The organism is Ahrensia sp. R2A130 (assembly GCF_000179775.1).
In the GTDB taxonomy this organism is placed as follows: domain Bacteria; phylum Pseudomonadota; class Alphaproteobacteria; order Rhizobiales; family Rhizobiaceae; genus Pseudahrensia.
Genome location: NZ_AEEB01000003.1, coordinates 377,318 through 398,612, shown reverse-complemented (window position 1 = coordinate 398,612; position 21,295 = coordinate 377,318). Strand labels below are relative to the sequence as shown.

Genomic DNA, 21,295 nt, shown 5'->3' with positions numbered 1-21,295 from the left:
CTCCGCTTTCATTCTCTCAGCTACACCCCGTAGTCCCGCCACAGCTGTCGCACTTCAAACACGTCCCGTTCCGCACCAGCGTAAAGTTCTGACATTCGGGGCAGCTTTCGCCTTCGTAGCCTTGCATTCTGGCCATCTCCCGCTGCTGGCCTTTGGACGGCGTTTGGGCGGGGGCGACTTCGGTGGTCGAGACTGTGGTGCGGCTGTTTTCTTCGTAGTCGCGTTTGAAGGCGACGGCACCGTCGTCCATCAGGCCGATTGGCTGGGTGGCCACCGCTACAGCAGCTGTAGTGCCACCGATGGAGGTGACGGTGGCGGCAGCTTTTCCGCCAGTTGGAGCGGATGCCGAGGCGAAACCGGCGGGCGTGTTGCCGTCGATCTTGCTGGAAACCACCGACAGATTATGACCACGGGTGAGGCCGCGGCTGACGGCTTCCGCTTCGCCAGCCTTCACGCCTTTGCCCAGCGCGGTGGAGCCGAAGTCGGACGTGTCCACATGGGCCAGATCGTGACGGTCGAGATAGGACACGGCCAACTCGCGGAACACGTAGTCGAGGATCGACGTGGCGTTCTTGATGGCGTCGTTGCCCATGACGATACCGGCAGGCTCGAACTTGGTGAAGGTGAAGGCCTCCACATATTCGTCCAGCGGCACGCCGTATTGCAGGCCCAGCGAAATGGCGATGGCGAAGTTGTTCATCATCGCGCGGAAGGCGGCGCCTTCCTTGTGCATATCGATGAAGATTTCACCGATCTGCCCGTCATCGAACTCGCCGGTGCGCAGATAGACCTTGTGGCCGCCAACGACGGCTTTCTGGGTGTAGCCCTTGCGGCGGTTCGGCAGCTTCTCGCGGCGGCGAACCTCTTTCTCGATGATGCGCTCGACGATCTTTTCGGAAATCTGGGCGGCAGCGGCGGTTTTCGGCGCTTCGATCAGGTTGTCCAATGCATCTTCATCCTCATCGTCTTCCACGAGAGAGGCGTTGAGCGGCTGGGACAGTTTGGAGCCATCGCGGTAGAGCGCGTTGGCCTTCAGGCCCAGCTTCCAAGACATCATGTAGGCCTCGGTGCAGTCCTCAACGGCTGCGTCGTTCGGCATGTTGATCGTCTTGGAGATCGCGCCGGAGATGAACGGCTGTGCGGCCGCCATCATCTTGATGTGGCTGTGGGTGGACAGCGACCGCGTGCCGATGCGGCCGCAGGGCGTCGCGCAATCGAAGACGGCGAGGTGCTCGTCCTTCAGGCCCGGTGCGCCTTCCAGCGTCATCGCTCCGCAGCAATAGATGTTGGCCGCCTGCACTTCGTCCTTGGAGAAGCCAATGGCGCCCAGAAGATCGAAGGAGAAGTCGTTCAGCTGCTCGTCGTTGAGGCCCAGCGTTTCCTTGCAGAAGGTTTCGCCGAGCGAGAATTTGTTGAACACGAACTTGATGTCGAACGCCTGCGCGAGACCAGCCTCGACGGCTTCGATCTGCTCCGGCCCAAAGCCTTTGGATTCCAGCGCGCCGTGGGAGACAGCGTTGGAGCCTTTCAGCGTGCCGTTGCCGACTGCGTAGGTGATCATGCGTTTGATTGTGGCTTCGTCGTAGCCGAGCGAACCGAGAGCTTCCGGCACGGCGCGATTGATGATTTTGAAGTAACCGCCACCGGCGAGCTTCTTGAACTTCACCAGCGCGAAATCCGGCTCGATGCCCGTGGTGTCGCAATCCATGACGAGGCCAATCGTGCCGGTGGGCGCAATGACGGTAGATTGGGCGTTGCGGTAGCCGTGCTCGTTGCCAAGCTCGACGGCGCGGTCCCATGCAGCTTTCGCGTGGTCTGATAGGCCAGCCCAGCGGGCGCGGCCTTCGAGCGATGCGTGGTCCAGCGGGACTGGGTTGATGGCGAGTGCGTCGTAACCTTCGGCATTGCCGTGGGCGGCGTTGCGGTGGTTGCGCATGACGCGGGCCATGTGTTCGGCGTTCGGCGCGTAGCCGGGGAAGGGGCCTTGCTCCTTGGCCATTTCAGCCGATGTTTCGTAGCAGATGCCGGTCATGATCGCGGTGATGGCACCGCAAACAGCGCGGCCTTCATCTGAATCGTAAGGAATGCCAGCGGTCATCAGCAGGCCGCCGATGTTCGCAAAGCCGAGGCCGGTGGTGCGGTAGTCGTAGGACAGCTGCGCGATTTCCTTCGACGGGAACTGCGCCATGAGGACAGAGATTTCCAGCACCATCATCCACAAGCGGGTGGCGTGTTCGAAGGCTTCCACGTCGAACGATTTATCGTCGCGACGGAATTGCAACAGGTTCAAAGAGGCAAGGTTACAGGCCGTGTCGTCGAGGAACATGTATTCCGAGCAGGGGTTGGACGCGCGGATTGGGCCAGCTTCGGGGCAAGTGTGCCAATCGTTCATGGTGGTGTTGTAGTGCAGGCCTGGGTCAGCGGACTGCCATGCGGCGTTGCCGATTTTGTCCCACAGCTCGCGTGCCTGAACGGACTTCACCACGGAGCCATCACGGCGGGCGATCAGATCCCAAGTGCCGTCAGCTTCGACAGCGCGCAGGAAGTCGTCTTTAATGGAGACGGAGTTGTTGGAGTTCTGGCCGGAGACGGTGAGGTAAGCGTCGGAATCCCAGTCGGTGTTGTAAACGGGGAATTCGATGTCGGTGAAACCCTGCTTCGCCAGCATGATGACGCGGGCGATGTAGTTTTCCGGAACCGAGTTGCGCTTGGCGGCGCGGATTTCGCGCTTCAACACAGGGTTGGATGCGGGCTCGAAGCACTGGTCGCCATCGGCCTCGCAGTTGATGCAGGCCTTCATGATGGCGGTCATGTGCTTGGAAACGACCTTGGAGCCGGTCACGATAGCCGCGACTTTCTGCTCTTCTTTCACCTTCCAGTCGATATAGGCCTCGATATCGGGGTGATCGATATCGACCACCACCATCTTGGCCGCGCGACGGGTGGTGCCACCGGATTTGATGGCACCGGCTGCGCGGTCACCGATTTTCAGGAAGGACATGAGACCGGAGGACTTGCCGCCGCCGGACAATGGTTCGTTCTCGCCGCGAATGTAAGAGAAGTTGGAACCGGTACCGGAGCCATATTTGAACAACCGCGCTTCGCGGACCCAAAGGTCCATGATGCCGCCTTCGTTCACCAGATCATCGCCAACGCCCTGAATAAAGCAAGCGTGGGGCTGCGGGTGCTCGTAGGAAGTCTTTGATTTCGTCAGCTTGCCGGTTTCGAAATCGACATAGTGGTGGCCCTGCGCGGGGCCATCGATACCGTAGGCCCAATGCAGACCGGTGTTGAACCACTGTGGGGAGTTCGGCGCGACCTTCTGGGTGGCCAGCATGAAGCAAAGCTCGTCGTAATAGGCCTGCGCGTCTTCTTCTGTGGTGAAGTAGCCGCCCTTCCAACCCCAATAGGTCCATGTGCCGGCTAGACGGGAGAACACCTGCTCGGCGGTCATTTCCGGGCCGTAGCGCTCTTCTTCAGGCAGCTTCTTCATTGCGTCCTTGTCTTCAACGGAACGCCACAGGAAGGAAGGAACGGAGTTCTCTTCGACCTTCTTGAGAGCCGCTGGCACACCTGCTTTGCGGAAATACTTCTGCGCGATGATGTCAGCCGCCACCTGGCTGTACTGTTCCGGCACCAAAATGCCTTCCAGTTTGAAGACGCTGGACCCGTCCGGATTTTTGATCTCGCTCGTTGCGGTGCGCATGGGCACGGCATCGAAAGGAGACTGGCCTGCGGTGGTGTAGTGGCGGTTGATACGCATCTTATTCGTGTCCTCGTGTGTCGCACTTCAGGCAGGTTGCCGAGTGCGCAAATCTTTGTTTTGGCGGGCAGCGTAAAACGCTCGCCCCTCCCTCAAAATTCCCAGAACCGGCGGCGCATTCGCCATCCGGCCATATGTGAAGCTTCGTTAGTTGCCCCGTCGGTATTCATGACTGCCATCAAGATCCGCGATCCGACCAAACGGTACTCGCAACATTCCTCAAACCACACAAATTGCCGCCCCGGATGTCGGTGTCGCAATGCGAAACCATTCCCCCGGCGGAACCAAAGCGGTGCCTGATGGGTCGTTGGTGAAATGCGGATACCCGTACCGATTCCAACCACCAGCGACGCTTCTTTTTTGGGCGCAAGCAGGCCCAAGCGTCAACCGGTTCCACATCATCTAGGGGGTGCTGTGGCCTTGCAGGCACAAGATAGGCGATTGCGCGACCAACGTCCAATCCCCAAGAGGTTTTGGAGATAAAGGTGCCGAAACAAAGAGAATTTGCAGATTTGTCCCCAAGGGCAATTTTGTGAGGGAAAAAACCGCACCCCCCAATTTCCGCCACTCCAGACTTTTTGTGACAAATTTGCGAAAAAATTGGTTGACCAAACGCTTCTCCACAGATCGCCTGATTCCCGATGCAGAAGTGCTAGACTGAGATCAGAATCGGCTGCGGTAGAAGTGTCGATTCAACTTTACACAATCGCTGCCGGAGAGCCTGATATGCGCCACGCCTTGAAACTTGCCGTGATTGGCTCTGCGTTTGCTTCTGTTGTCTCGCCAGCATTTGCAGAATCGTTCAGCGCCCATGTGAAGAAGTTGGAAGCGCGGGCGATCAAGGCCGGAATTTCCAAGAGCATTGTCAGCAAGGCCACAAGAGGCCTGAAGGCCGATCCGTCCATCGACCGCCTGACCAAAAAGCAGCCAGAACTGGTGAAACCCATCGGTGGCTATATAACCAGCCGCGTGAATGGTCGTTTGGTAACGACAGGCCGCGCCAAAGCGAAAGCCAACCGCAGGCTGGCCAAGAACTTAAAGAAGACCTTCGGCGTCGACCCGAATATCGTTTTTGCTATTTGGGGCATGGAAACCGGGTTCGGCGCGGGCATTGGCAAAAGTAATGTGCCGCGTTCGCTGGCGACATTGTCATGGAAGCAATATCGTGGCGACTTCTTCACCAAGGAATTCGTAGATGCGCTGCGGATCGCTGAAGCCGAGAAGCTGGACCCGCGCAAAATGGTTGGATCGTGGGCCGGTGCCATGGGGCAAACGCAGTTCATCCCGTCTAGCTTCCGCAAGTTTGCGGTGGACATGAACAACAATGGCAAGCGCGACCTTTGGCGTGAGACTGGCGACGCGCTGGCCTCGACCGCAAACTTCCTCGCCAGCTACGGATGGGTGCCAAGCCAGCCTTGGGGCATGCCCGTCAGCCTGCCAAAATCACTGCCGCGCGATGCCGCGACCCGAAGCTGGGCTGATTGGGCCAAGCGCGGCGTGAAGGCTTCCGGCAAACGCCGGTTTCCGAAATCCGGCGATGCGACGATGTTCTTTCCCGCAGGCGCGGAAGGCCCAGCTTTTCTTATAACGTCCAACTACGAGATCATACGCGAGTACAATTCTTCCGACGCCTACAGCCTTTCGGCAGCGCTGGTGGGCGACCGCATCGGCGGGGTAGGGTCGTTCAAGCCCAACTGGCCCACCGGCAAGACACTGAACAAAGCGGAACGAATGAAAGTCCAGTCGCGTTTGGCTGCCAAAGGCTTCGATGTTCCCAACCGGACAGGCCGCATCATCAAGGGTGTCCGAATGGCGATCCGGGACTTTCAACGTTCTATCAAGGTAACGTCGGACGGCTATCCCGATCAGGAGCTACTGCGGCAGCTTTCACGCTAGGCGCAATCCCGACAACTCATGTACAATTTATTCCCCAAGCCCTTCGCGGACAGCCCGTTGCCGCGCAAAAGCTGGCCGGATCGTTTACCCCTTTTCATGGTGCTGGCCGGAAAACGTCATCAAATCATGATCGGGCTGATAGCGCTGGCAATCGCAGCGCTGACCGTCGCCCCTATCGAATTGCAACGCAACATCATCAACGAAGCCATCGAGGGGCAGGATTTCGATTTGCTGCTTTGGCTGGCTGGTCTTTATCTGGCGGCCATTATCGCGCTGCAGGTCTCGAAATACGTCTTTGGAAATTACCAGAACTGGATTTCCCAGACGACTGTCCTGCGGATGCGAAAGCGGCTGTTTCCCAACTGCAAAGACCATGACAACGAAGACGGGTCGGGCAATGCGGTCGCCGTGCTCGGCAGCGAGGCCGACTATGTCGGCGAGTTCGTCGGTACAGGTTTTTCCGATCTGGTGGCTGATGGTGCAAAGCTGCTGTTCGCCATCGGCTACATGCTCATCGTCGAACCGCTGGTCACGCTGGTGGCGCTGGCGTTCTTTATTCCGCAGATCATTTTGGTTCCGCTCATCCAGAAACGGCTGAACCACTACATGCGCCAGCGCACCGATTATGTGCGCGACCTCTCCGACGACGTATCGAGCGCGCAAGAGGGGGATTGCGGCGAGGATGAGAAAAAGCGGGTGTTGGGCGACATTTTCGACAACCGTGCATCCTCCACCAGCCTGAAATATCTGATGAAGGCGCTGGTCAACATCATCAACTCGCTGGCACCCCTCAGCGTGCTGGTGTTCGGCGGTTACATGGTCATTCAAGGCGAAACGACCATCGGCACGATTGTTGCCTTCACCGGCGGTTTCGAGCGCATGTCCGGCCCGCTGCGGGCACTGGTCGATTACTACCGCGTCGCCTCATTACGCGCCGAACAATATGGCAAGATCGTAAGCTGGGACACGAAACGCGGCGAAAACGGCAGCGCAGGAGAAGGTGGCGATGAGGAAACTGCGGGATCTGGAGTACCTGCATAAAAGAGGACCTTTGGTGCCGCTTAGGCTGCCCATCGTCGGTCGCGTCCACTTTGCCACCCACCACGACGCCGTATCTGCGCTTTTGAAGGACAGTGATCGCTTTCGTATGCGCGATACAAAGGGTCGGGTCGTCGGTCTGAAATGGTGGATGCCACAAGCGTTGCAACGGCTGGCCGACAACATGCTGTCCAGCGACGACCCGCAGCACCGCCGTTTGCGCCAGGCCGTGGATGATGCTTTCGCACGCCGTCCCGTGGTGGATATGGCGGCCAGCGTGAAACAACGCGCTAACGATCTGTTGGACGACCTGTCCCGCACCGAACCCGTCGATCTCGTTTCCGCCTATGCCTCGGCTCTTCCTATTGCGGTCATCGCAGACCTCATCGGCCTGCGCCAGAACACCCGGGCAGTGTTCTTTGAAGCTGCACAGCACCTTGATGGCGTCACCGGTGCACTGAGTTTTCTGCGCATGTTCGGCCCACTAAAGCGCGCCCAAACTGCCATAGGTGATGAAATCATCGCTATTCGTTCAGGCGGTGGTGAACCCGGACTTCTGTCGGGACTGGTGGAGGGGCAGGGTGGTGAAAGCGGCCTTACCGACAATGAAATCATCGCCATGGCGTTTCTGCTTTTGATGGCCGGACAGGCAACCACCAAAAGCCTTATCAGCCTTGGCATTAATGAATTGCTGAACCGGCCCGATGAGGTCACAAAACTGCGCGAGACTTCGACTGGATGGCCGCTAGCGGTGGAAGAACTGCTGCGCTACTGCGCGCCGGTTCAAATGACCAAGCCGCGCAAGGTTCATGCGTCGGGAGATTTCTTCGGCACGGAACTGAAGATCGGCGACACGTTGATGGCCCATATCGCCGCCGCCAATCGCGACCCTGCCTATTTCGATGCGCCCGACGAATTGCACCTAGACCGCAAGCCTAACCGGCATGTGGGTTTCGGCACTGGCGTGCACTTCTGTCTAGGTTTCCAACTTGCGCGAATGGAAGCGAAAATCGCACTGCAAACGCTGTTCGAGCGTTTCCCAAACATGGCGCGCGCTGGCGAGCCTGAAAGGCTCAAGACCCTGGGCCAAGCCGGATTGTCGAAATTGCCGGTCCAGTTGAACTAGCGGGTCGCACCGTTGATCTTCATATCCCGCGCGACCATTACGACCACGCCGACGAACAGCGCCGAGCCGAAGAAGTAATACGTGCCGGGCAGGGCGAACCATGCTTCCGGCCCCACGGATTTCGAGAAGATGTAGGTCGCAAATAGCGGCCCGATAATCATCGCCAGCGTGTTGATCGACCCCAACACGCCTTGCAACAGCCCTTGCTCATTGTCCGGCACATCTTGAGACATCAGCGCCGTCAACACCGGCGCGCAAAGACCCCAGCCCAAAATATGAAACGCGATGCCAGGATATATGAGCCAACCAGCGGTAATGAACGGCAGCAGCGCAAAGGCGATGGTGGAGATGATGTAGCCTGTGAACAGCACGCGCCGCTCACCAAATTTCGGCACGACGATCCGCACCAGGTAGCCCTGTACGAAGGCCATGCAGACACCGACCCACGCCAGCGAGTAGCCAGCATAAGCCACGTTCCAGTCGAACTGCGCTTCGGTCCACAGCACCCAGATGCCCTGCAAACCCTGCTGCGCGAGGCCTGTGAGGAAGAAGGCTGCGATCAGAATCCCAAGCGAAGCGTAGCGGCGCACGTAGAGAATGGCTTTGAACGGATTGGCCTTGCTCATGTCGATAGCTGTGCGCTTTTCCGGCGGCAGGCTTTCCGGCACATAGAAGTAGCCGAATATGAGGTTGGCGAAGGATAGGCCAGCCGCAAGCCAGAACGGATATTGCAACCCGTATTGGCCTAAAACGCCGCCGATCAACGGCCCGATTGTGAACCCCACGCCAAACGCCGCGCCAAGCAACCCAAACGCTGCAGCACGATCTTCGCGCGGTGTGACATCAGCAATATAGGCGTTCGCGGTCGACACTGTTGCGCTGAAAACGCCCGCAAATATGCGCGCCACCACCAGCCACCAAAGGTTCGGCGCGAGCGCTAGTATAATGTAGTCGACCCCCAAGCCGCCCAGTGAAATCAACAGGATGGGGCGACGGCCGTAGCGGTCCGACAACATGCCGATAAACGGGCTGACGAGGAACTGAACGGCGGCGAAACCAGATAGCAGCAACCCATAGATGAAGGCGCTATCGGAAAAACTCTGCCCCGATAGCTCTTTCACCAGTTGCGGCAGGATCGGCCAAGCGAGGCCCACGCCCAACATATCGATGACCACGGTCGCGATAATGAAGGTTATCGCCGCTTTGGGAGCAGTGCCTGTTGGCGAGGTGCCTTTTGGAATGGAGTCTGCGGCGCTCAACGGGCAGCACCTTCGAAAATCAGCCCTAATTCCAAGGACTGGCCATGTTGAGGAAACATAATCCTCGCCTTTCGCAAAATTCGAAAAGCGGTTCCTCAAGCAAGTGAGCCCGCCGCCCTATCTTAATTGCACCGGGGTAGGCGCAACGTGCGCTGCCTTTAACGTAAAAGGGAATGCCACGCTATGGCTGATTTGAGCGCTACATCTTGCGATGCCAGTCAAAAATTTGGCGATGACAAGTCTTCCCGTATGGACGTCTTTCCAGCCTTCTTCAAAGTGCGTGACCGCGAAATAGTAATCGTTGGTGGTCGCGATGAGGCAGCCTCGAAGCTACGCCTTGTCTCTGAAACCTCCGCCCGTTTCACAGTGATCGCGGAAGAAACCAGCGAAGCCATGGATCGCGCCATCGCGTTGTCCGGCGCAACGCTGCTCACACGTTCGTTTCAGTTTGAAGACCTTGCCGATGCCGCGCTGGTGTTCTCGGCAATGGAAGACGAGCAACTCGACACGCAGATCGTAGAAGCCGCCCGCATGGTCGGTGTGCCGGTCAATGCCGTGGACAAACCGCATCTTTGCGATTTCATCACGCCGTCCATCGTCAACCGCGCACCTGTGGTGGTGGCCGTCTCCACCGATGGCACCGCGCCCGTGCTGGCCCGCCGTATCAAAGGGCAGGTTGAAAAGCTGTTGCACCCGCGCACCGGCGCGTTGGCTCGTTTCGCCGATGCTTTCCGTCCAGCTGTTGCCCGAGTGATGTCCAATGGCCGCGACCGCCGCATTTTCTGGGAGCGCTTCTTCAACACAGAGCCGGCCCGCGCCGTGCTGGATGGTCGTGAGGGCGAAGCCTGCGCTGCCACCCGCGATCTGCTGACCGCTGATAAGGATCGCGACGGTCTTGTCTCCCTCATCGGCGCCGGTCCCGGTGCCGAAGATCTGCTGACGCTGCGCGCCCATCGCGTGCTGCAAGATGCCGATGTCGTTCTTCATGATGCTCTCGTGCCACTGGAAATCGTTCGTATGAGCCGTCGCGATGCTGAGATCATTTCAGTCGGCAAGCGCAAGGGCTGCCATTCCAAATCACAGGACGAGATCAATCGTTTGATGGTTGAGAAAGCCCGCGAAGGCTTGAAGGTCGTTCGCCTGAAATCCGGTGACCCGATGATTTTCGGTCGCGCCGGTGAGGAACTCGCTCACCTCCGCAGCCACGGTATCGCCAGCGAAGTGGTGCCCGGTGTCACCGCGGCACTTGCCGGTGCTGCTGAAGCACAACTGCCGCTCACCCTGCGCGGCACAGCGTCATCGGTCATCTTCACGACGGGCCACGATTTAAATGGCGATCATCTGCCGGACTGGGCGCAGCTTGCGCTCTCCGGCGCGACGATCACCGTTTATATGGGCCGCACCGTTGCCCGCCGCACCGCGGATCGTCTGGTGCAGGCCGGTCTGCCATCTTCCACACCCGTCGCGGTGCTGGAAAATATCGGCCGCAGCGACACCCGCCGTTTGGTCGGCACGTTGGCTGATCTTGAAAAACTAGGCGACGAGAAGACGGCTGAAAGCGCCGCGCTCATCGTCATCGGCGAGGCCGTTGCAGGCCTCGATCTCGACCGTTGCGAACCCATCGTAACAGCTACCCAATCACATCTTATTGCAGCTTAAGGAGAACTCTCATGTCTAACCTCAAAGCCCCAGTCATCTTCACCGCCAACCGCTTGCTCGACGGCGAAGCCGTATGGCTCGGCGCCAATGGCCGTTGGGTCGAAAGCCCTGCCTCTGCCGTGGTCTCCCACACTGCTGAAGAGTTGGAAGCCACTCGTATCGCCGCCGCCCGTGGCGACCGCGAGAACCATGTGGTCGAGCCCTACGAAATGCCGGTTACTATCGAAGCAGGCGCTGCCGTCCCAGCATCCTACCGCGAACGTATACGCGCCGCAGGCCCGACCATTCGTCTGGACCTCGGTAAACAAGCGCAGCAGCCGCTCGCCGCTTAATTTGCGCTCACGCTGTCGGCTTGCCTCCGTTCACGGCTCGACAGTCGAACCGCTCATTCGCTTAATCTGAAAGCACCTCCCATGTACCGCTATGACCAGTTCGACCGCGACTTTGTTGACGCCCGTGTCGCCCAATTCCGCGACCAGGTGGAACGCCGCGTGTCCGGTGAATTATCGGAAGACAATTTCAAACCGATCCGTTTGCAGAACGGCGTCTATCTGCAGTTACACGCCTACATGCTGCGCGTGGCGGTGCCATACGGCACGTTGAACAGCGCCCAGATGCGGATGCTGGCCCATATCGCGCGCAAATATGATCGCGGTTATGGCCACTTCACTACGCGCCAGAACATCCAGTACAATTGGCCGACCCTGTCGGATATTCCAGACATTCTGGAAGACCTCGCCAGCGTCGAAATGCACGCCATCCAGACCTCCGGCAATTGCATCCGCAACGTGACCGCAGACCACTTCGCAGGTGCTGCCGGTGATGAGGTTGCTGACCCGCGCCCCTATGCGGAAATCCTGCGTCAGTGGTCCACGGTTCACCCGGAATTCCTGTTCCTGCCGCGCAAGTTCAAGATCGCCGTCGTCGGTTCCGACAAGGACCGCGCTGCGATGCAGTTCCACGACATCGGTCTTCAGGTGCGCCGCAACGATGAAGGCCAATTGGGTCTTCGCGTTTTCGTGGGTGGCGGCATGGGCCGCACGCCGATGATCGCCAAGCTGGTGCGCGACTTCCTGCCGGAAGCCGACGTGCTTGCCTATTGCGAGGCGATTTTGCGCGTCTATAACACCTATGGCCGCCGCGATAACAAGTACAAAGCGCGCATCAAAATCCTCGTTCACGAGACAGGGATCGACGTGCTGCGTAAGGATATCGAAGCCGAATTCGAGCGCATCCGTGGTGGCGTTCTCGATCTGCCGCAGGCGGATCGTGACGATATCGCAGCCTATTTCGCAGAGCCTGATTTCGAGCAACTTCCCGCGCAGAGCGAGACCTTTGAGACTGCAATCGCAGGCGACAAGAGTTTCGCCCGCTGGGCCGCGCAGAACGTCCACGCCCACAAACGCGATGGCTACGGCATTGTGACAATCGCGATCAAAGGCACCGGCGAAGCACCGGGTGATGCGACAGACGCGCAAATGGAAGTTATGGCCGATCTTGGCGAACGCTATTCCTTCGATGAATTGCGCGTCAGCCACGAGCAGAATGTCGTGCTGCCCCATGTTAAGCTGGACGATCTGCCCGCCGTTTATGCTGCGCTGCTGGAAGCAGAATTGGCAGCCTCAAACGCTGGTCTCATCACCGACATGATTGCTTGCCCCGGTCTCGACTATTGCGCGCTGGCGACGGCCCGTTCCATCCCCGTGGCGCAGGAGCTGTCACAGCGCTTTGCTGATCTCGACAGACAGAAGGAAATCGGCGAGTTGAAGCTGAAAATTTCCGGCTGCATCAACGCTTGCGGCCATCACCATGCCGGTAATATCGGTATTCTGGGTCTCGACCGTCGCGGCGTCGAAAATTATCAGATCACGCTGGGCGGTTCCGGCGATGAGACGGCGGCTGTCGGCGAAATTGTCGGCCCTGGCTTTGGTGCCGAAGAAATTGGCGATGCGGTGGAAACGCTGGTCGCGACTTATCTCGGCCTGCGCCTGACGGATGATGAAACCTTCCTTCAGGCCTATCGCAGGGTAGGGGCCGCGCCCTTCAAGGCTGCGCTTTATCCCGCTAAGGAGGCTGCGTAATGAGCACGCTTTTTGACCAATCCGGCGAGCGAGCCGACGATTGGCTGCGCGTCGAGGGCGACCAGCCGGTGCCTGCCACTGGTAATGTGATTGTGTCCATGGACCGTATCGCAGAGGCGCTGGACGCTGGTCGCAATGGACAGATTGGGGTTCATCTCGACCCGCTGGACGAGGTGACGGAGATTGCCGATCATCTCGACCGCATCGCGCTCATTTCGCTCGATTTCCCAAGCTTCGCCAATGGTACGTCGTACTCCAAAGCCCGTTGGCTGCGAGAGCGCCACGGCTTTACCGGCACACTGCGTGCCACTGGCGATATTCGTATCGATCAAGTGATGTTCTTCTACCGCTGCGGTTTTGATGAGTTGCTGATCGACCACGAACCAACAATCGAAGCGTTGAAGGCCGGCAAGTCACCAGCAATCAGTGAGCTTTATCAGCCCGCGCTTGGCGCAGAGGTGAAAGCAGGAAGCCGCCCGTGGCAACGCCGCTGGGCAGCAACAGGGAAGGGTGCGTGATGCAGATCCATGTGAACACCACAGATGGCCGTTCTGCCACGCTCGACGCGCTACCCGGTTTCCGCGTGATGGAAATCATCCGCGATTGGTCGAGCGAGTCCGGCATCGGTATCAAAGCCGAATGTGGCGGTGCCTGCGCTTGCGCCACCTGCCACGTTTATGTTGCGCCCGAATGGACCGCAAAGCTGCCCGACATGCTGGAAGAGGAAGAGGATCGGCTGGACGAAGCCTTCGACGTCGAAGCTAATTCCCGTCTCTCTTGCCAACTTTTGATGAGCGAAGAGCTGGATGGCCTCACCGTGACCGTCGCGCCCGACGCAGTGCTTATCGTCGAGCGCGAGGCCGCATAAATTCGGCTAGAAGCCCACGCGTAGGCCTACAAAGGCGTTGTGGGTATCAAAGTCGAAATCGTTTCCTGCGCCGGTTACAGAACTAAGGTTTGCGTCGATACTCTGGTACCGGTAGCCGACCTCTGCCGTAACACCGTCTATCACTTCAAACGCAAGGCCGGCGGTTGCCTGATAGGCGAAACCGCTGTCTGAATCGTTTAACGCGACGCCGCCCGGCAATGCGCCGGCCAACGGAGTGACGCCGTAGCCGTCAGCCTCCACGCGGCCATAGCCGATGCCTGCACCGAGAAACGGTTTGAACCGGCCCAAATCAAAATCGTAATACCCGCTCACCATAACGGTTTGGCCTGTGGCATCGCCAAAGGACTGGCCGGACGTGAAGGGCGTGACACCGCCTGCACCGTCAAAGGCCGTATGGGTATCTACGTCGAAATTGGAATAGGAATACTCCACCTCGGCGCGAAGATTGTTTCCGTATTTATAGCCCAGCGCGATGACGCCCAGATATCCGGTGTCGTACTCGTTGGACACTGAGGCGATGCCGAGACCGCCAACATTGAAGGCCGTGTCATCGAGCAGCGAAATGCCACCACGGCCAGCAATATAGAAATTGCCAACGCCATCGGAAACGACAGCGGGTGGGGCTTCAGGAACCGGATCGCTCTCCGGCAGGTCTGCAGAAAGTGCGGAGCCCGTAAACAACATAGAGCTGGTGAAGAGAGCCGCTAATGTCGTGGCGGCCAATATGGTGCGCGTCATGTCAGGTCCTTCCAAATGATGGCCGCGCCACTGCAGGCGCGACCGGCACGATTAGAAAAGACGTAAAAACGCGAGGCAATTGCGGCAGTGGCGATCAACAATTGCCCGCCACTGTCACAAGGTTTGAGCCGGGCTTAACTCTTTGGTGTCGGATAGACTTCCATCGACATGACATTCACCGTGTCCGGCTGGCTGATGGCGTATATGAAGGCGTTGGCAATGTCGTCGGGGCGCAAGGCATCCGGCTTTTCGCTGTCGAAAAAGGGCGTGTCCACCATGCCCGGCTCTATGTTGGTGACGCGCACGCCGGTGTCCTTGGTCTGCTCGAACATCATGCGGGCAAAGCCGTCGACATACCATTTCGTGGAGGCATAGACGGAGCCCGGAATAGTGACATGAGCGGCGCGCGAACCGGTGAGAACGAGATGTCCACCGCGGGTTTTCATGTGTTCTTGCGCCAATTTCGCCGTCACCGTCATTCCGAAGCAGTTGACCATGATCATGGTCTCAAATTGCGGAATATCTTCATCAAGGTTGCCGGATACCGATGCGCCAAGACCGGCATTGGCGAACACAACATCTAGCGGACCGAAGGTGTCGGAAGCGGCTTTGAACATCGCACGTTGATCGTCCGGCTTCGTCACGTCGCAGGAAATCGCGACGGCGTTGTCGGAGCCAAGTTCAGCGACGAGCGCTTCCAGCTTGTCTTTGGAACGGGCGGCAAGTGCCACCTTGTGTCCGGCTTTGACAGCGTGCCGCGCGCAGGCTGCGCCGATACCGGACGACGCTCCGGTGATGAGGATGTTTTTGGACATATGACAGTCTCGCTCTTCTACAAATCTTGGGAGGAGGTTCTGCTATCACAACCCGCCTGAGCGCTGCGGGTTTCGCGCCTTCCAAAAGAATGATGAAGCGCAAAGAAAAAGGGCGGCACCATTGGCACCGCCCTTTCTCAATTTAATGTCGTACCGCTTAGAGCGAGTAGTACATGTCGTACTCGACCGGGTGTGGGGTCATTTCGTAGCGCTCGTTCTCTTCTTCTTTGAGAGCGATATAGGCTTCGATCTGGTCCTCGGTGAAAACACCGCCTTCCGTAAGGAACTTCATGTCCTTGCGGCAGGCATCCATGGCTTCGCGAAGCGAACCGCAGACGGTTGGGATCTTCTTGAGCACTTTTGGCGGCAGATCGTAGAGATCCTTGTCCATAGGTTCGCCCGGGTGGATCTTATTCTTGATGCCGTCGAGGCCAGCCATGAGCATCGCGGAGAACGCGAGGTATGGGTTTGCCATCGGATCGGGGAAACGCACTTCCATCCGCTTGCCCTTGGGCGAAGAGGTGTAGGGAATGCGGCAAGATGCGGAACGGTTCTTCGCGGAGTATGCGAGAAGCACGGGTGCTTCGTAGCCCGGTACAAGACGCTTGTAGCTGTTGGTGGACGGGTTGGTGAACATGTTCAGCGCTTTGGCATGTTTGATGATGCCGCCAATGTAGAACAGGCACATTTCCGACAGACCGGCATATTCATCGCCGGCGAAAAGCGGCTTGCCGTCTTTCCAGATGGACTGGTGAACGTGCATGCCGGTACCGTTGTCGCCAAAGACGGGCTTGGGCATGAAGGTCGCGGATTTGCCATAGGCGTGGGCGACGTTCTGAACAGCATATTTGTACAGCTGCACTTCGTCTGCCTTACGGGTCAGCGTGTTGAACAGCATGGAAAGTTCGTGCTGGGCCGCAGCCACCTCGTGGTGATGCTTTTCGACCTTCACATTCATCTTGCCGAGCACGGTGAGCATCTCGGAGCGGATGTCCTGTGCGGAGTCGACAGGGTTGACGGGAAAGTAGCCGCCTTTGGTGCGTGGACGGTGACCCATGTTACCGGCTTCGTAGTCGGTGTCGGTGTTCGTGGGCAGCTCGTCAGAATCCACCTCGAAGCCCGTTTTGTAGGGGCTCGACGAGAATTTCACATCGTCGAAGATGAAGAATTCAGGTTCCGGACCGAAATAGGCCGTGTCACCAAAACCACCGGAGGTGATGTAGGCTTCAGCGCGTTTTGCGGTCATGCGCGGGTCGCGGCCATAGCCTTCGCCGGTGTCCGGCTCGAGAATGTCGCAGAAGATCGCCATCGTGGAATGAGCGTAGAACGGGTCCATGTAGGTCGTCTCAAGATCCGGCATGAGAACCATGTCGGAATCGTTGATAGCCTTCCAGCCTTCGATGGAGGAACCATCGAACATCGCGCCATCGGCAAACAGATCTTCGTCCACCTGGCTGTGGTGCATGGTGACGTGCTGCATCTTGCCGCGCGGATCGGTGAAACGCAGGTCGAGATACTCAACGCTGTCGTCTTTCATCTTTTTGAGAATGTCGTTGGCAGTGGTCATTGTCGTCCCTTCTGACAATAGAAGTAGTGGAGGAAGTTTGGTTGGGAGGGCGCCGCGTTAAACGGCTTCAGCACCGGTTTCGCCGGTGCGGATACGGATTGCCTGCTCAATGGCCGACACAAAAATCTTACCGTCGCCGATGCGACCGGTTTCAGCTGCCTTGCGGATGGCTTCGATGGCATCTTCTGCCTGATCGTCATTTACGACGACCTCGATTTTCACCTTGGGCAGAAAGTCGATTACGTACTCCGCACCGCGATAAAGCTCGGTATGGCCTTTCTGGCGGCCGAAGCCTTTTGCTTCGAGCACGGTAATACCCTGCAGGCCGACGTCCTGAAGCGCTTCCTTCACCTCGTCGAGTTTGAAGGGCTTGATGATGGCTTCGATCTTTTTCACGGGTGGGCTGTCCTTATTTGCAACGGCCACGAAAATGGCCGGTGGGTGCGCGCCGCCTTCGTTTGTATCAACGGGGCTGGTGCGCTGCTGTTAACTTCCATGCAACACTTGTGCCAGTTTGCGCAATATGGACCAAAAAATCTCCACAAGAGGCGTTTTTCTTTCAGAATCGGCCCAAAGTAGCGATGGTTTTGAAGGTTGGGCCCGAAACTCGGGCGGTTTTTGCCAAAAAGCGAAGATTCCAATTATGCGGCGCAGCACTAAATCGCCCGTCAATTCGGCAAATGCCCATTATTTGAGCAACACGTCCGATTGAGCAAAGCGGGGAATTGGGATCAGGCAGGCCAGCAAAGCTGGCGCGGCCGAAGAGGCCGCCGGGCGAAGCCCGCCCCATCGGAGCGCCTTGCGCGTGAGATCAAAGAATCCAGCAAGAGCCTGCGCGCGGCGTCGCGTTCCGGCATCATTCGCTCGAATTGCATTCAGCAATTCGCAAGACGCGAATGATGGTGCGGCTGAAGGGACTCGAACCCCCACATCTCTCGATACCAGAACCTAAATCTGGCGCGTCTACCAGTTCCGCCACAGCCGCAACGTAACGGGCGGGCGATAGCAAGCCTTGGCGCGTTCCGCAACGGCTCAATTGCAGTCATTTGTTTGGAGGCACCGCGTGTCGGTTCATTATTAACCGGCACATCCTTTAACCAGTATATCGCATTTGACTCGAATGTTGCTGCGTATGCGGTATTTCTAAGGCTGCAGTGGTGATCGTATTTACATATGGCCGCTAGTTTGCGCCGAATATCTCCGCAACTCGCGGGTGAGCGGCAGTGACGACCAGCTTAGGCGGCATGGTCGGGATGAGGCGAAAGACAAAGTGTTGATGGCATCCGATACCGGTTCGCGACTGATCTCACGGGTTCATGTGGGTGGTAATGCCTTGCGCGCGCTCCGTGACGAGTGGCAGCGGCTGGAAGCACTTTCGCCAACAGCCGTTCTGTTTCAGAGCCTTTCGTGGTGCAGCACCGTTGCTGGCCGCATGGAAGATGCCGATCTTGCCGATATTCGTATTTTCACCGTTTCGCAGGATGGTGCGTTGGTGGCTTTGCTGCCGATGCGCCTGCTGCGGAAGACGGGTAGGGTGGTGCTGACAGGTCTGGCTGAACCCTTTCAGGAGTTCACCGACATGCTGCTTGATCCGCAGGTGAATGCGGAACTGGCCTACGGTTTTCTGCACGCTGACATGCTGCAGGAGAAGGCCGACTATATTCATTTGGGGCAGGTGAGAGGCGACAGCGCGTTGGCGCGGGGCTTGGCTGACCGGGTACCTGTCGCCGGTGAAGTGGATGCTGCGCCCTACGTTCAATTGTCCGACTTTAAGGACCACGCAGAATATCTGCCGACGGTTCGTGCCAAAACTCGCAAGAACATGCGCAACATGAAAAATGTGATGGAGCGCACCGCGCCGGTGACCCACGTTATAACGCAAAATACCGAAGAGACCTCGGCTCTTGTGGAGCGCACTTACGAGAACCGTGCTGCATGGCTGGAAGAGCGCGGCCTCAACTCATCCTCCTTCGATGACGAGATGTTCCTCTATATATTGCGTGATCTGGCAAAGCTCGGCGACGAGACCTTTCGCTCCATTGGCATGACGCTGAAGCATGGTGAGACGATCATCGCTGAAATGTGGGGCTTCATTCATAACGAGCGCTACTACGCTTACATGTCGAGTTGGAACGCGGAATACGCCACCAAAGGCCCGGGACGCATGCATTTGGGCACCGTTGTCGAAACGGCCTTTGGCGAAGGTGTCAAAAGCGCCGAGTTCATGATCCCCGTCGTGCCGTATAAGCAAACATGGGCCACGAACGAAGTGCAAGTGAACGACCATCTGCTGGCGATGACATTCACCGGACATCTCTATGTAAAAGCATGGGTGGATTTCGCCCGCCCGCAGATCAAGAGCCTTGCCTATAAGATGCCAGCGCCCATGCGCCGTGGCATCTGGGCGGTGGTGAACAGGCTTCGCGGCAAGCAAGACGACTAGCCGCTGGCGTTGCGGTACCTTTTACTAGGTCCGCCAACCAGCATTCCCATTGCAGGCCAGCGTTTTTTCCCCTAAACGACGCCGAACCCGAGCTGGGCCCATGCGTGAATGCGCGCGGGGGCCGTTGCAAAGCTTGTAGAAATTACCAGATAGCGCAGCGCTCGCACTTTCCAATTCGAGAAAGGTGCGCAGCTTTTGCAAAGCCACATGAAGGACACGATCCATGCAGGTCACCGAAACGCTCAATGAAGGTCTCAAGCGCGAGATCACGGTTCTCGTACCGGCCACCGATATGGTCGCCGAACGCGATGCCAAGCTGTTCGACCTGAAGGACAAGGTGAAGATCAACGGCTTCCGCCCCGGCAAGGTGCCGATGTCCCACGTCACGAAACTCTACGGCAAATCCGTCATGGGCGAGATGGTCAACGAGACCATCGACAAGCGTACCAGCGAATTGCTGAAAGAGCGTGGCGAGAAAGCGGCCCAGCAGCCCAAGATCACTATGACCGAGGACGAGGCAGAAGCCGAAGAAATCCTGTCCGGAAACAAAGACTTCGAATTCAAGGTTTCCTACGAAATCATCCCCGCCTTCGAAGTGGCCGACATGAAGGGCCTGAAAATCGAACGCCCCGTCGTTGATGTTTCCGATGAGGAAATCGACGAGCAGGTGAAGCGTATCGCTCAGAACAACGCCAGCTACTCCACCAAAAAAGGCAAGGCTGCTGACGGTGACCGCGTGACCATGGATTACCTTGGCAAGGTCGACGGCGAACCTTTCGAAGGCGGTAAAGACGAAGGCGCGAAACTCGTCATCGGCTCCGGCCAGTTCATCCCCGGCTTTGAAGAGCAGCTGACCGGCACCAAGGCTGGCGACGAAAAAGACATCAAAGTCACGTTCCCAGAAGAATATCAGGCCGCCCATCTGGCTGGCAAAGACGCTGTCTTCGAAGTGAAAATCCATGAGATTGAAGCCGCTGACGATTTGAAGATCGACGACGAGATGGCCAAGACCCTCGGCCTCGACAGCCTAGATAAGCTCAAAGAAGTCATCAAAGGCCAGATCGAAAGCCAGTACGGCACCCAGACCCGTGCCAAGGTAAAGCGTCAGCTCCTCGACCAGTTGGACGAAGCCTACACCTTCGATCTGCCGGAAGGCATGGTTGAGCAGGAGTTCAACAACATCTGGACCCAGATCACCAACGATCTACAGCAAGCTGGCAAGAGCTTCGAAGACGAAGATACGACCGAAGAAAAAGCCAAAGAAGACTATATGAAGCTCGCCAAACGCCGCGTGCGCCTTGGTCTGGTTCTGGCCGAAATCGGCGAAAAAGCTGAAGTCGAAGTGACAGAAGCAGAATTGCAGCAAGCTCTCATGCAGCAGGTTCAGCAATATCCGGGCCAGGAAAAGGAAGTCTATGAGTTCTTCCGCTCCAACCCTGATGCTGTCGGTTCCATGCGCGCGCCAATCTTTGAAGAGAAGGTTGTCGACCATATTCTGGAGTCAGCTGACGTGACCGATAAAACCGTCACAAAAGAAGAACTGATGGAAGACGACGAACTGCCAGTCTAAACTTCGGCAAATCAAACAATAAAAAGGCCCGCATCGTGCAAACGATGCGGGCCTTTTTGCTTTGGGTCCGGTGCATTCAGCCGCGACGGTTCGGCGGCTCCAACGCTTCGGAAGCAATCCGGTGTTCACGCCGAAGCTGATCCTCCATAGCCTTCATACCGATCAGCGTGATCGAATAGCGTCGCAGGTTTTTCGTCACACGCCGTTTCACGTCTTCGAGTTTGTGACCAGATTCTGAAAAGTTCATAGTTTGGCTCCCTCAAGCGTTTGGTCTGTTGTGTTGGACCAACCGAATGTCCGCAAAATCGTTCCACATTTGTGGGGTCGCCAGTTTCAAACGCTGCTGCGTGAGAATTCACACTGCGGCGGGTGCCGGGTTTTGGAACACTATCGCCATACGCGGTCATACCCGTTGCGAAATCTCAGATGTGGCTGCGAAGCAACAGACGTT

At 57.7% G+C, this 21,295-nt stretch carries 17 protein-coding genes and 1 tRNA gene; 10 read left to right on the top strand and 8 right to left on the bottom strand.

What is annotated here, in order from left to right; translation table 11 throughout:
• Window positions 1-16: 16 nt before the first annotated feature.
• A complete protein-coding gene (locus R2A130_RS02655; protein ID WP_009463411.1) occupies window positions 17-3,763 on the bottom strand; it encodes a vitamin B12-dependent ribonucleotide reductase in 3,747 nt (1,248 codons plus the stop codon).
• A gap of 684 nt (window positions 3,764-4,447) precedes the next feature.
• Here R2A130_RS02655 and R2A130_RS02645 point away from each other — a divergent pair.
• Genes R2A130_RS02645 through R2A130_RS02635 form a run of 3 tightly spaced genes read left to right on the top strand, consistent with a single transcriptional unit; the run spans window position 4,448 to window position 7,823 of the window.
• Window positions 4,448-5,659: a lytic murein transglycosylase gene (locus tag R2A130_RS02645; RefSeq protein ID WP_156798362.1), complete on the top strand. Its 1,212-nt coding sequence runs from the start codon at window positions 4,448-4,450 to the stop codon at window positions 5,657-5,659.
• 18 nt (window positions 5,660-5,677) lie between these two features.
• Window positions 5,678-6,700, top strand: a complete 1,023-nt coding sequence (locus R2A130_RS02640) for an ABC transporter ATP-binding protein (protein ID WP_050786034.1) — start codon at window positions 5,678-5,680, stop codon at window positions 6,698-6,700.
• Window positions 6,666-7,823, top strand: a complete 1,158-nt coding sequence (locus tag R2A130_RS02635; protein WP_083804161.1) for a cytochrome P450 — start codon at window positions 6,666-6,668, stop codon at window positions 7,821-7,823. Before R2A130_RS02640 ends, R2A130_RS02635 begins: the two co-directional genes overlap by 35 nt.
• Here the strand turns inward: R2A130_RS02635 and R2A130_RS02630 are convergent.
• Window positions 7,820-9,082 (bottom strand): TCR/Tet family MFS transporter, encoded by a 1,263-nt coding sequence (locus R2A130_RS02630; protein ID WP_009463405.1) that lies wholly within the window; start codon window positions 9,080-9,082, stop codon window positions 7,820-7,822. The genes R2A130_RS02635 and R2A130_RS02630 overlap by 4 nt on opposite strands.
• Window positions 9,083-9,265: 183 nt before the next feature.
• On the opposite strand from R2A130_RS02630, the gene cysG reads away from it, so the two are divergent.
• From cysG to R2A130_RS02605, 5 genes are all read left to right on the top strand, one after another.
• Window positions 9,266-10,741: a siroheme synthase CysG gene (gene cysG / locus R2A130_RS02625; RefSeq protein ID WP_009463404.1), complete on the top strand. Its 1,476-nt coding sequence runs from the start codon at window positions 9,266-9,268 to the stop codon at window positions 10,739-10,741.
• An 11-nt stretch (window positions 10,742-10,752) separates the two neighbouring features.
• Window positions 10,753-11,073: a DUF2849 domain-containing protein gene (locus R2A130_RS02620; protein ID WP_009463403.1), complete on the top strand. Its 321-nt coding sequence runs from the start codon at window positions 10,753-10,755 to the stop codon at window positions 11,071-11,073.
• A gap of 81 nt (window positions 11,074-11,154) precedes the next feature.
• Window positions 11,155-12,822, top strand: coding sequence for a nitrite/sulfite reductase (locus R2A130_RS02615; protein WP_009463402.1), 1,668 nt, complete (start codon window positions 11,155-11,157; stop codon window positions 12,820-12,822).
• Entirely contained in the window at window positions 12,822-13,340 is a 519-nt protein-coding gene (locus tag R2A130_RS02610; RefSeq protein WP_009463401.1) for a DUF934 domain-containing protein, read from the top strand. The genes R2A130_RS02615 and R2A130_RS02610 overlap by 1 nt, the downstream gene beginning before the upstream one ends.
• On the top strand, window positions 13,340-13,690 hold the full coding sequence (locus R2A130_RS02605) for a 2Fe-2S iron-sulfur cluster-binding protein (RefSeq protein ID WP_009463400.1): 351 nt from the start codon (window positions 13,340-13,342) through the stop codon (window positions 13,688-13,690). Before R2A130_RS02610 ends, R2A130_RS02605 begins: the two co-directional genes overlap by 1 nt.
• Before the next feature lie 6 nt (window positions 13,691-13,696).
• Here the strand turns inward: R2A130_RS02605 and R2A130_RS02600 are convergent, their stop codons facing one another.
• The 5 genes from R2A130_RS02600 to R2A130_RS02570 form a co-directional block, all read right to left on the bottom strand.
• Window positions 13,697-14,449: an outer membrane protein gene (locus R2A130_RS02600; RefSeq protein WP_009463399.1), complete on the bottom strand. Its 753-nt coding sequence runs from the start codon at window positions 14,447-14,449 to the stop codon at window positions 13,697-13,699.
• Window positions 14,450-14,583: 134 nt separating this feature from the next.
• Window positions 14,584-15,264 (bottom strand): SDR family oxidoreductase, encoded by a 681-nt coding sequence (locus R2A130_RS02595; RefSeq protein ID WP_009463398.1) that lies wholly within the window; start codon window positions 15,262-15,264, stop codon window positions 14,584-14,586.
• 157 nt (window positions 15,265-15,421) lie between these two features.
• Window positions 15,422-16,831 (bottom strand): type I glutamate--ammonia ligase, encoded by a 1,410-nt coding sequence (gene glnA / locus R2A130_RS02590; RefSeq protein WP_009463397.1) that lies wholly within the window; start codon window positions 16,829-16,831, stop codon window positions 15,422-15,424.
• A gap of 57 nt (window positions 16,832-16,888) precedes the next feature.
• Window positions 16,889-17,227, bottom strand: coding sequence for a P-II family nitrogen regulator (locus R2A130_RS02585; protein ID WP_009463396.1), 339 nt, complete (start codon window positions 17,225-17,227; stop codon window positions 16,889-16,891).
• Between the two features lie 504 nt (window positions 17,228-17,731).
• Window positions 17,732-17,816 (bottom strand) — tRNA-Leu (locus tag R2A130_RS02570).
• A 291-nt stretch (window positions 17,817-18,107) separates the two neighbouring features.
• Here R2A130_RS02570 and R2A130_RS02565 point away from each other — a divergent pair.
• Both R2A130_RS02565 and tig read left to right on the top strand, forming a co-directional pair.
• Window positions 18,108-19,274 carry a GNAT family N-acetyltransferase gene (locus tag R2A130_RS02565; RefSeq protein ID WP_009463395.1) on the top strand — a complete coding sequence of 389 codons (1,167 nt, stop codon included), beginning with the start codon at window positions 18,108-18,110 and terminating at the stop codon, window positions 19,272-19,274.
• 223 nt (window positions 19,275-19,497) lie between these two features.
• A complete protein-coding gene (tig, locus tag R2A130_RS02555) occupies window positions 19,498-20,844 on the top strand; it encodes a trigger factor (RefSeq protein ID WP_009463393.1) in 1,347 nt (448 codons plus the stop codon).
• Between the two features lie 76 nt (window positions 20,845-20,920).
• Here the strand turns inward: tig and R2A130_RS18355 are convergent, their stop codons facing one another.
• Complete coding sequence (locus R2A130_RS18355) at window positions 20,921-21,091, bottom strand: hypothetical protein (protein WP_009463392.1); 171 nt, start codon at window positions 21,089-21,091, stop codon at window positions 20,921-20,923.
• Window positions 21,092-21,295: the final 204 nt, after the last annotated feature.